Origin of the sequence: Kordiimonas pumila, assembly GCF_015240255.1 — a bacterium.
Taxonomy (GTDB): domain Bacteria; phylum Pseudomonadota; class Alphaproteobacteria; order Sphingomonadales; family Kordiimonadaceae; genus Kordiimonas; species Kordiimonas pumila.
Window position 1 is genome coordinate 789,498 of sequence record NZ_CP061205.1, and the last position, 11,428, is coordinate 800,925.

Sequence of the window (11,428 nt, forward strand, 5' to 3'; positions counted from 1 at the left end):
ATACTGACAGGGATTATGCATGACGGGGGATAGTTCCAGTAGCAGCGGCCAGCAAAATGGTCTTCATTTTGCTGGCCTTGTGCTGGAGATTGAATCTGGCACGGCGGATAATCAGTTTGAAGATCTTTTTCTAACGATAGAAAAGGCAGCGCATGCTGCCCTGCATGCAGCTATCACGGGCCCAGCGTGCCCTATGGAACTGTATGTTGAGCTGATAGATAATGAAAAAAGCCAAAGTTTGAATGCAGAATTCAGAGGGAAAGATAACCCCACCAATATTCTGTCATTTCCCGGCACAGACCCAGAAGATTTACCGTCTGCCATGCTTTTTGCAGTGCAGGACGGCCCCCTGGTAATGCTTGGCGATCTGATGATTGCAAGTGATGTTATCATGGCGGAAGCAAAAGAGCAGGGTAAGCCCCTTAATCACCATTTGATACATTTGGTTGTTCATGGGGTTTTACATTTGCTGGGCTATGACCATATGGAAGAAACAGAAGCTGAAGAGATGGAAACGCTTGAGAGGAACATTCTTGCCGGATTAGGTATTCCTGATCCGTACGAGATGCGGGAAATATGACCGAAGAACAACAACTGCAATCGCCGGGTTTCTGGCGCTCTATAAAATATTTTCTTGGCTTGAAAAATGGCGAAGTTAGCCTGCGGGAAAGCCTTGAGGAAGCCCTTGAAGAACATGAAGGGGAATCAAGCGCTAAGGCCCTTGGGGCTGAAGAGCGTAAAATGCTTTTCAATGTGCTCGAATACGGCACGCTCAGGGTTTATGATGTGATGGTGCCGCGCGCAGACATTGTCTCTGTGCCGCTGGATATCAGTTATTCTGATCTGGTAAAAGTGTTTGCTGCAGCCGCCCATTCCAGAATCCCGATTTATAAAGATACGCTCGATGAAGTGCACGGTATGGTACATGTGAAAGATGTGCTGAAAGTCGCGGCAGATGATGCTATCGAAAATTTCAGGATTTCAAAAATTCAGCGCCCTGTGCTGATTGTGCCGCCCTCCATGAAAGTGATCGATCTGCTTGCCAAAATGCGCAACAGGCGCACCCATATGGCCATTGTGATAGATGAATACGGTGGTACGGACGGCTTGGTAACAGTTGAGGATATCGTGGAAGAGATTGTCGGCGTTATTGAAGACGAACACGACGAAATTGATGAACTGGTGCTTGTGCCGCTCTCGGACGGTGGTTTCGATACCGATGCCCGCCTCGAGATGGGGCCGCTGGAAGAAGCGCTGGGGATTGACCTGTTGCCGGAAGAGCAGGATGAAGATGTCGATACTGTGGGCGGCCTTGTCTTTACTCTTGCAGGGCGTGTGCCTGAAATTGGTGAAGTAATTTCGCATGAAAGCGGCTATACATTTGAAGTGGTCGACGCTGATCCGCGTCGCATTCATAAAGTACGTATTCACCCTCCAAAGGACCTACAGCCTGCAGATGGCAAATAATAATACACCTGTATCAGAGCGTGATAAACTGCACCTGGGCACGATGCAGTTTTTGTGTTGGCTTGATGGTAAAAGCATCTATGGCCGGGCTTTCCTTGCATTTATAGCGGGCGCACTGCTGTCGCGCTGTTTTGCACCGGTCAATATGTTTCCGCTCGTTTTCTTGGCTATCCCTGTTTGCTTGCTGTTGGTAAGCCATGCCCGTGGTGGCAGAGATGCCTTTGCAGCAGGTTGGTGGTTTGGCCTTGGGCTGTTTTCTGTTGGTTTGAACTGGGTTGGGCACAGTTTTACCCAGCAAGATCAGGTGCCTGCTATTTTGGCGCCGTTTGCAGTGTTTTTTTTGGCGGCGATATTGGCGCTGTATCAGGGGATTGTCTTTTGGGTAAGCTGGCGCTTAGGTGTGCGTGGCTGGCGATTGGTACTGGTTTTTGCTGCAATCTGGACCTTGATGGAAGTTGCGCGCAGTATATGGTTTAGCGGGTTTCCATGGCATCTTATTGGCTCTATGTGGGCTGATTGGCTTTCTGTAGCACAGATTCTGTATCTAATAGGCATATATGGTCTTTCGTTTCTCACACTGCTTGTGGCGGGTAGTTTTTTTCTGTTCTTCGACAGGGGCGGCTTTAGCATGCGGGGTCTTTATGTGCCCTGTGCAGCGCTTGTAGTACTGGCAATTGTTGCTGGCACTGGCTATTACCGCTTGCACACGCACGCGACGCGCTTTGATCTGGATGTATCCATGCGGTTGGTGCAGGCAAATGTACCACAGCGAGAAAAATGGATTAGCTATCTTATTGATGACCATTTCGACAGCCACATGCAATTGTCGCGGTCATCAGACAAAAACGGCAAAGCTGAGGGTATCAAACTATTAATTTGGCCAGAAACAGCGGTTCAGCGCGAAAGTTTCGACAGGGAAGGCTCGTTACTGCGCTGGCGTATGTCGAAGCTGCTGGATTTTGGGTCCTATGCGCTTACGGGCGCGCCGCGCTATACTGAAGAAAATGACGAGATTAAATATTACAACAGCCTTATTGCGATCAATTCAAAGGCAGAACTTTATGCCCGGTATGATAAAAACCATCTCGTACCGTTTGGTGAGTACATGCCATTTGCAGATTTCCTGCGTGCTATTGGGCTTAGTCAGCTTGCAGGTGATGTTGCTTTTGCATCTGGCACAGAGTTGAAAACCATTTCATTGCCGGGTGTGCCTTCCTTTTCACCGCTTATTTGTTACGAATCGCTTTTTTCCGGGCATGTGATCCGGCTGGATGACAGGCCAGAATGGTTATTAAATATCAGCAATGATGGCTGGTTTGGTATGACAGAAGGCCCTTATCAGCACTTGGCGCAGGCCCGGCTTCGGGCGATTGAGGAAGGCTTGCCGCTGGTGCGCTCAACTAGTACCGGCATCAGTGCTGTAATTGATTCGTACGGCCGCACTGTCAGTTCGCTGGGGCTGGGTAAAATGGGAACGGTTGAAAGCCCTTTACCTCTGTCTATAGAACCGCCGCTTGTTTCCTCGATGCTGCGTAATCTTTTGATGGCATTTTTAACGGCCGTTATTGTGCTTTATTATCTTATTCAGGTGGTGCGTGCATGGCGCACTGCTCAGACACAGAAATAAGCCTGTGCCGATTTGCCCTTTTCGAAGGCCATAGGATGCGATATAGGGGCGGCCATGAAAGAAACTGCGCCACATATAAACACAGCCCCTGATTCGCATCGACGATTTTTTGGTCGGCGTAAAGGCAACAGGCTTTCAGGTCGCAAACAGGGCTTGATGGACGAATTGTTGCCGCGCATTTCTGTTGCTATACCTGACGGGGAAACACCGCTGGACCCTGCAACGGTTTTTGATCGTCCGATGAGAGAACTGTGGCTTGAGATAGGGTTCGGGAAAGGCGAGCATTTGGCATGGCAGGCGCGGGCGAACCCAGATATTGGCATGATCGGCTGTGAACCATATCTGAATGGTGTTGCGGGGCTTTTAACCAGTATTGAGGAAGAAAACCTCGATAATATTCGGGTTTACGGTGATGATGCCCGGCATGTTATCTGGCACCTGCCTGATGCGAGTGTTGACCGCGTGTTTCTTATTCATCCAGATCCATGGCCCAAACGGCGGCATGCACAGCGGCGTTTTGTTGGCCCTGAAAACCTTGATGATATTGCCCGTATCCTCAAAGACGGCGGTGAATTCCGTGTCGGGACTGATCACCCTATCTACCGGGAATGGACAGCTATTCAAATGGCGGAACGCCCTGATTTTACGTGGCTTGCTGAAAAACCGTCAGATTGGTTGGTGCGCCCGGATGACTGGCCTGAAACCCGCTACGAGGCGAAGGCTCTTGAAGGCCACGCAACATATTTCAGATATCTTCGAAACCCGCGTTAAAAACCTGCTAAAGCCCCCGAATCACCTGATTCGTATGGGCCCCATAGGCCTATACAAGGCAATCGCTGAGGAAAACCGCAGAAAAAGCTGTTTTCTCCCTTGCTACAAGGGGACGATGGAGGTATATAGAGCCCAACTTCTCCTAGAGTACTGGTGATTATTCAGGGAGTGGGCCTAGGCCCACAGCCGGGATCACCTACATCTAAATACAGAATTTTAGGGGATGATGGAAAGGACAAACCATTTGAGTGACGCTGCAGAACAGATCAGTGCGCTTATAGAAGCAACTGTGGAATCGCTCGGATATGAACTTATCCGTGTGACATATGGTGGTGGTAGAAAGCCTACTCTTCAAGTCATGGCCGAAAGACCAGATGGCACGATGGGTGTGGATGACTGTGCCCGGCTTTCACGCGAAATTTCCCTGTTGCTTGATGTGGAAGATCCGCTCCCTGCGGAATATTTGCTGGAAGTTAGTTCACCCGGTGTGGACAGGCCTTTAACACGTCCGGTGGATTTTGAGCGCTGGGTAGGGTTTGATGCCAAAGTTGAGCTTTCAGAGCAAATTGATGGCCGCCGCAGGTTTCGTGGAAAAATTCAATCCTATAACGACGGTGTCATTGTTTTGTCCTCCGATGAAGGTATTTTTGAGTTGGCGTTTGCCGAGGTATCGAAGGCCAAGCTTATTCTAACGGATGAACTTCTTGACGCGGTGAAGAAAAAAGCCCCTCAGGATCAGGCTGTTGGTGCCGAAGGTTAAGGTTTAATGAATTTGGGCTTTTGGGCCTGAGTTGTTTGGGGCGTCAGCCCGTAATAATGGAGTGAGATCGATGGCATCTGCTATCAGTGCTAACAGGCTTGAGTTGCTGCAAATTGCAGATCTGGTAGCCCGTGAAAAATCTATCGAAAAAGAGATTGTTCTCGAGGCAATGGAAGAAGCAATCCAGAAAGCTGCGCGCTCCAAATATGGCGCCGAAAACGAGATCAGGGCACAAATTGATAAAAACACAGGCGATATTCGTTTGTTCCGTGTGCTTGAGGTAGTTGAGGCCGTTGAAGAGCCTGCAACGCAGATCAGTGTTCAGGATGCGCAGAAGAATAAGCCTGATGCAGTGATTGGTGATTTTCTGGCGTCCAGCCTGCCGCCTATGGATTTTGGCCGGATTGCAGCACAAACGGCGAAACAGGTTATTGTTCAAAAGGTGCGCGATGCTGAACGCGAGCGTCAGTATGAAGAATATAAAGACCGTGTTGGCGAGATTGTAACAGGCCTTGTGAAACGTGTTGAGTATGGGAACGTGATTGTTGATCTGGGTAAGTCGGAAGCTATTATGCGCCGCGACCAAGTGATCCCGCGTGAACATATTCGTCAGAATGAGCGCATTCGTGGTTTCATTTATGAAGTGCGCCGCGAAAACCGTGGGCCACAAATTTTCATGTCTCGTACAAAGCCAGATTTTATGGGTGCTTTGTTTGCGCAGGAAGTGCCTGAAATTTACGATGGTATTATCGAGATCCGTTCCGTTGCGCGTGATCCTGGTAGCCGTGCAAAAATCGCAGTGATCTCGAATGATACATCGATCGATCCTGTTGGTGCTTGTGTTGGTATGCGTGGTAGCCGTGTTCAGGCTGTCGTGAACGAGCTGCAAGGCGAAAAGATCGATATTATTCCGTGGTCGCCTGATGTGGCTTCTTTCATTGTCAATGCGCTACAGCCTGCCGAAGTTGCAAAAGTGGTTATGGATGAAGACCGCAGCAGGGTTGAAGTTGTAGTGCCTGATGACCAGTTATCACTAGCTATTGGTCGCCGTGGTCAGAATGTGCGCCTTGCATCGCAGCTGACGGGCTGGACCATTGACATCATGACAGAAGCTGAAGAAAGCGAGCGCCGTCAGGAAGAATTTATGGCGCAAAGCAAGCGCTTTGTTGAGGCACTTGATGTTGATGATACACTTGCGCATCTGTTGGTAGCTGAGGGCTTCACGGATCTTGAAGAGATTGCTTTCGTTGAGCCGGAAGAGCTTCTTGCTGTAGAGGGTTTTGAGGAAGAGCTGGTTGAAGAACTGCAGCGCCGTGCGAATGATTTCCTTGAAGCGGAAGCAAAAGCGGCGGACAAAAAGCGTAAAGAGATTGGCGTTGATGATGCTCTCGCTGATATTGAAGGCCTGACACCGCAAATGTTGGTAGCGCTTGGTGAGGCAGAGGTTAAAACCCTTGAAGACTTTGCGGGCTGTGCCGCAGACGAACTGACAAGCAAAGACGATGGTATTTTGAAAGCATTTTCTCTAACAGAGGAAGATGCGAGCAATATGATCATGTCTACGCGGGTTGTGCTGGGCTGGATCAGTGCTGAAGATTTGCTAGGTAAGGAAGAAGAAGCAGAAGAAGCGGCTGAAGAAGCTGTAGAATCAGAAGCTGAAACTTCTGAGAATGTGCCAGCAGAATAAAGCTGGATGGGTGTATTGAAGAAGCTGTTATGCCAGAAAAAAACATACTTGATGATAGTTGTTTCTCTGACATAGCGGACTTGGCTCATAAAAATGGGCGGCGATGCATCCTGACGAAAAAGTCTGAACCGGTCACATTGCTGGTTCGACTAGTACTAGGCCCGGACGGCACACTTGTGCCAGATGTGGCGGCGCGGTTGCCAGGGCGCGGTATTTGGATGCTGGCAGACGGTGCACTGATAGAAAAGGCTGTTCAGGATGGCAGCCTTCACCGGCAGGCAAGCCGGTCCTTGAAAGTGTCGCTGTCAAAAGGTGCGGTGCCACAGGATTTGGTGGCAATGATAGACCGGTTACTGGTTCGTCGCTGTCTGGACAGACTGGGGCTGGAACAAAAAGCAGGGAACCTGCTGGCGGGTTTTGACAAGATCAAGGCCGCGCTTGGTAAAAAAGGGCATAAAAGCCCGACGCTTGTTTTGGCGGCCTCAGACGGCGCTGATGATGGGCGGAGAAAAATTCAGGCTGCCGTTGGAGGCGATGTTTCAACGGTGGTGCTATTTGATCGAGAGGCATTGTCGAAGGCACTTGGCCGCGACAATGTGGTACATGTGCTGCTGCTGAAAAGTGGTGGTACGCAGAAATTAAAGGCTGATATCAGCCGGTTATTATGGTTGCGGGGACAAGCCCCTCTTCCAGAAGCGCAAGGGAACGCAGAATAGTATGAGCGACGATAAAAAATTAACCCTGTCTGGTAAAACTCTTGGTGTTAACAAGGGGGTCGAAACAGGCCAGGTTCGTCAGAGCTTTAGCCACGGTCGCACAAAAGCTGTTGTGGTAGAGCGTAAGAAAAAGCGTGTTCTGTCGAAAAGCGGTGCCCCTGAAGCTGCGCCGGTAAATGCAGAAGTTTCTGCGCCGCATAAGCCACGCGCTTATGTGCCCAAAAAACCATCATCCGATGCTGACAGCCTGACAGGTACAGAGCAGGAAGCGCGCATGAAGGCACTTGAGGGTGCTAAGAAACGTGCTGAAGAAGAAGCAAAAGAGCGCGCTGCTGAAGAAGCACGGCGCGCTGCAGAACAGGCAGAACGTTTGAAGCTTGAAGCTGTTGCGAAAGAATCTTTTGATGAAGATGCAGAAGCGCGCAAAAAAGCGGAAATAGATGCCAAGAAAAAAGCTGAAGATATAGCGCGCAAAAAAGCAACTGCTGAAGCTGAAACGAAAGCGGCGGCAGAATCGACAACACGTCAAAAAGCTGAAGAAGCCGCTCGTAAAAAAACCGAGCTTGAAACGCGTGCTGTACAGCTTAAAAAAGCAAGCGAGGCGCGTCAGCAAACTGGCGGTGACGACGACGATGATGCCCGCCGTGGTAAATCAAAACGTAAAGATGTGAAAAAAGGCGCTGGCCCTGGGGCGGACACTGCAGAGCGCGCGGGTCGTGGTCGTGGTCGCGGCGCGGATGATCGCAGAAAAGGCCGCTTGACGATTTCTGCAGCAACAGGCGACGGCGAACGCCAGCGTTCGCTTGCAGCATATAAACGTGCGCAGGCTAAAAAGCGCGGTCTTCACATGCAGCAGCAGCCACAGGAACGCCAGTCTCGGGAAATTACCATCCCGGAAGCTATTACTGTGCAGGAGTTGGCACAGCGGATGGCTGAAAAATCAGTCGCTGTTATTAAAGCCCTGATGGGCCTTGGTATTGTTGCAACGATTAACGAAACACTGGATCAAGATACTGCACAGCTTGTTGTGGAAGATTTTGGTCATACTGCCAAGCGCATCAGCGAAGCAGATGTTGAAATCGGCATGTTTGGTGAAGAAGATGACACTGCAGATCTGGCACCTCGCGCCCCTGTGGTTACTGTGATGGGCCATGTTGACCATGGTAAAACATCGCTTCTGGATGCGCTTAGAAAAGCAAACGTGGTATCAGGCGAAGCTGGTGGTATTACGCAGCATATTGGTGCCTATCAGGTTACATCAGAAACGGGTAGCTTGATCACCTTCCTTGATACACCGGGCCACGCAGCCTTTACACAGATGCGGGCGCGCGGTGCACGGGCAACAGATATTGTTATTCTGGTGGTTGCAGCCGACGACGGTGTTATGCCGCAAACAATTGAGGCAATTAACCATTCTAAAGCGGCTGGTGTGCCGATGATTGTGGCTATCAACAAAATCGACCGCGAGGGTGCTAACCCGGACCGTGTTCGTCAAGAACTGTTGCAGCATGAAGTGGTAACGGAAAGCTTTTCTGGAGATACGCAGGAAGTAGAAGTATCTGCTAAAACTGGTGCAGGCCTCGATAAACTGAGGGAAGCTATTGCGCTTCAGGCTGAAATTCTCGAACTGAAAGCAAACCCGAACCGCGCTGCTGAAGGTGTGGTTGTGGAAGCAAAACTGGATAAGGGTCGCGGCCCGGTTGCGACTGTTCTTATTCAGCGTGGTACACTTAAAGTTGGTGATATTTTTGTGGCAGGCCCAGAGTGGGGCCGTGTGCGCGCACTTGTGACAGACAAGGGCGAGCAGGTTACAGAGGCTACACCAAGCCAGCCGGTTGAAGTGCTGGGTGCGAATGCTGCACCGGGTGCAGGTGATGACTTTGCTGTTGTAGAAAACGAGGCGCGCGCCCGTGAAATTACAGCGTACCGTCAAGACCAGATGAAAAAGAAACGCCAAGCGGCTCTCGCTACACCAAAGACACTGGAAAGTATCTTCTCGCAGCTTAAAGAAAGTGGCGACCAGATTTTCTTTGATGTGGTGCTGAAGGCTGATGTACAGGGTTCTGCGGAAGCGATTACCCAAGCGCTTGAAAAAGCCGGTAATGACGATATTAAATGTCGTGTTATTCATAGTGCTGTTGGTGGTATTACGGAAACCGATATTGGCCTTACGCTTGCCTCAAACGCTCTCTTGATCGGCTTTAATGTACGCCCGAATAAGCAAGCACGTGATATGGCAGAAGCTGACGGTGTGACCATCAAATACTATTCCATCATCTATAATCTGATTGATGATGTGAAAGCCGCGATGATTGGTGAACTTGGGCCAGAATATAAAGAAAATATCATTGGCCGTGCCGACATTAAAGACGCCTTCCAGGCTGGTAAATCTGGTAAGGCTGCGGGTTGTATTGTGACAGAAGGTAGTATCAGGAACGATCTTAAGGCACGTATCCTGCGTGATGATGTAATTATCTACGAAGGCCAGATTAATAACCTGCGCCGCTTCAAAGATGATGTGAAGAAGGTTGATTCCGGTCAGGAATGTGGTTTGACCTTTGAAAATTATCACGACTTTAGGTCAGGTGACGTGCTTGAAGTGTATGAACTTGAGGAAATTGAGCGCAAGCTATAGGTTGGCATGCGCACAGTTCTTCGTCAGGATTATTAATGTCCAAAGCCCGGCACAACACTAGCGGCGCACCGAGCACACGTATTTTGCGTGTGGGGGAAAATGTGCGTCATGCCATTGCGATGATTTTGGCGCGCGGTGATGTACAGGATCCTTTGCTTGAAAAAGCATCCATCACTGTATCGGAGGCCCGGATTAGCCCGGACCTTCGCAACGCCACTATTTTTGTGATGCCGCTAGGTGGTGATCCAAGCGGTGAAACCGTAAAAGCACTGAACAAGCACAGTGCTTTTATTCGGGGTGCCATGAGCCGTGTGGTTCATATGAAATATATGCCGAGTTTAAGGTTTATTCTGGATGAAAGCTTTGACGAAGCAAGCCATATTGATGCGCTGTTACGTGATCCAAAAGTAGCGCGTGATCTAGAGCACGACGAAGATGAGGCTCAAGAGTAAGCCTGTGTCACGCCGCCGCAAGGGAAATAAGGTTGATGGCTGGCTTGTAGTTGACAAGCCCCTTGGTGTTTCCAGCGCCGCCGTTGTTGGTACTGTCAAAAGGGTTACCAACGCGCAGAAGGTGGGGCACGGTGGCACGCTAGACCCTCTTGCAAGCGGTATTTTACCCATAGGTCTTGGTGAAGCGACCAAAACAATGTCTTACATTGTTGATGCCACAAAGGAATATGCCTTTGATGTCACATGGGGCACATCTACCGATTCGGACGATGTGGAAGGCGAAATTTTGCAATCTGGCGGCAGGGTACCAGATGAAAGCGAAATTATAGCAACCTTACCTCTGTTTACAGGGGCCATTGAGCAGTGCCCCCCGGCTTACAGTGCCATCAAAGTAAACGGTGAAAGGGCTTATGCCCTCGCGCGGCGCGGTGAAGAAGTGATTCTTGCTTCAAGAACCGTTGAAATTCAAGCGTTTAGGCTAGAAAAGCATGATCGTGAAGCTGGTGTGAGCAGCTTTCACGTAACATGTGGTAAAGGCACCTATATTCGCTCACTTGGGCGCGATATTGCCCTGAAACTGGGCACGTTTGGACATATCACTGCTTTGAGGCGATTACGGGTCGGTCCTTTTGCCTTGAATAAGGCGATTTCGCTGGAAAAGCTCGCAGAGTTGGGCCATAGTGCGCCCGCTGCGGAATTCATCCTTCCGATAACGACAGCGCTGGACGACATCCCGGCGGTTGCCGTTTCGGAATTGGAAGCAAAGGCCATCAGACACGGCCAGTGTTTTCCATCTTCCACAGTCAAGCAGGGTACAGTGGTGCTGATGGCAGAAGATCTGCCAGTTGCAATTGCTGAAGCCAAGGACGGTATGGTTCGTCCACTGCGGGTCTTCAATATTATTTAATTTAGGAGAAGACGATGTCGATTACTGCTGAACGCAAACAAGAAGTTATTACAGAATACGCTGTTAAAGAAGGCGATACGGGTTCCCCTGAGGTACAGGTTGCTGTTCTTACATCACGCATCGTGACACTGACAGAACACTTCAAAGATCATAAAAAAGATCACCACTCACGTCGTGGTCTGATTAAAATGGTAAACCAGCGCCGTAAGCTGCTGGACTACCTGAAGCGGAAAGACGAAAGCCGTTACCAATCTCTGATTGGTCGCTTGGGTCTTCGTAAATAATTAGTGCGGGCCGGCTGAATGAAGCCGGCCTGACTCTTTTGAAGCCCTCGCGCAGCAAGCTCTGGCGGGGGCTTTGAATTTAAAGTCTGCTTCATGAGAAGTAGCAAAACGACCCTGCCCAT

The 11,428-nt window shown here is 49.8% G+C and carries 11 protein-coding genes; all 11 read left to right on the top strand.

The genetic code is table 11. The features are described from left to right. Positions 1–19: 19 nt before the first annotated feature. The 11 genes from ybeY (at position 20) to rpsO (ending at position 11,306) form a co-directional block, all read left to right on the top strand. Positions 20–580: an rRNA maturation RNase YbeY gene (gene ybeY / locus ICL80_RS03370; protein WP_194214716.1), complete on the top strand. Its 561-nt coding sequence runs from the start codon at positions 20–22 to the stop codon at positions 578–580. Then, positions 577–1,467: a hemolysin family protein gene (locus ICL80_RS03375; RefSeq protein WP_194214717.1), complete on the top strand. Its 891-nt coding sequence runs from the start codon at positions 577–579 to the stop codon at positions 1,465–1,467. Before ybeY ends, ICL80_RS03375 begins: the two co-directional genes overlap by 4 nt. Beyond that, on the top strand, positions 1,457–3,094 hold the full coding sequence (gene lnt / locus ICL80_RS03380) for an apolipoprotein N-acyltransferase (protein WP_194214718.1): 1,638 nt from the start codon (positions 1,457–1,459) through the stop codon (positions 3,092–3,094). Before ICL80_RS03375 ends, lnt begins: the two co-directional genes overlap by 11 nt. A gap of 54 nt (positions 3,095–3,148) precedes the next feature. Further along, positions 3,149–3,865, top strand: coding sequence for a tRNA (guanine(46)-N(7))-methyltransferase TrmB (trmB, locus tag ICL80_RS03385; protein ID WP_194214719.1), 717 nt, complete (start codon positions 3,149–3,151; stop codon positions 3,863–3,865). 244 nt (positions 3,866–4,109) lie between these two features. Beyond that, the gene (gene rimP / locus ICL80_RS03390) at positions 4,110–4,625 is read left to right on the top strand and encodes a ribosome maturation factor RimP (RefSeq protein WP_228073792.1); all 516 of its coding nucleotides are present in this window, start codon (positions 4,110–4,112) and stop codon (positions 4,623–4,625) included. A 70-nt stretch (positions 4,626–4,695) separates the two neighbouring features. Then, positions 4,696–6,312 (top strand): transcription termination factor NusA, encoded by a 1,617-nt coding sequence (nusA, locus tag ICL80_RS03395; RefSeq protein ID WP_194214720.1) that lies wholly within the window; start codon positions 4,696–4,698, stop codon positions 6,310–6,312. Between the two features lie 29 nt (positions 6,313–6,341). Continuing rightward, positions 6,342–7,028, top strand: coding sequence for a DUF448 domain-containing protein (locus tag ICL80_RS03400; RefSeq protein WP_194214721.1), 687 nt, complete (start codon positions 6,342–6,344; stop codon positions 7,026–7,028). A gap of 1 nt (position 7,029) precedes the next feature. Beyond that, positions 7,030–9,663, top strand: coding sequence for a translation initiation factor IF-2 (gene infB / locus ICL80_RS03405; protein ID WP_194214722.1), 2,634 nt, complete (start codon positions 7,030–7,032; stop codon positions 9,661–9,663). Positions 9,664–9,698: 35 nt separating this feature from the next. Continuing rightward, positions 9,699–10,115, top strand: coding sequence for a 30S ribosome-binding factor RbfA (gene rbfA / locus ICL80_RS03410; protein ID WP_194214723.1), 417 nt, complete (start codon positions 9,699–9,701; stop codon positions 10,113–10,115). Between the two features lie 4 nt (positions 10,116–10,119). Continuing rightward, complete coding sequence (gene truB / locus ICL80_RS03415) at positions 10,120–11,022, top strand: tRNA pseudouridine(55) synthase TruB (RefSeq protein WP_194214724.1); 903 nt, start codon at positions 10,120–10,122, stop codon at positions 11,020–11,022. A gap of 14 nt (positions 11,023–11,036) precedes the next feature. After that, positions 11,037–11,306 (top strand): 30S ribosomal protein S15, encoded by a 270-nt coding sequence (rpsO, locus tag ICL80_RS03420; RefSeq protein ID WP_194214725.1) that lies wholly within the window; start codon positions 11,037–11,039, stop codon positions 11,304–11,306. Positions 11,307–11,428 lie beyond the last annotated feature (122 nt).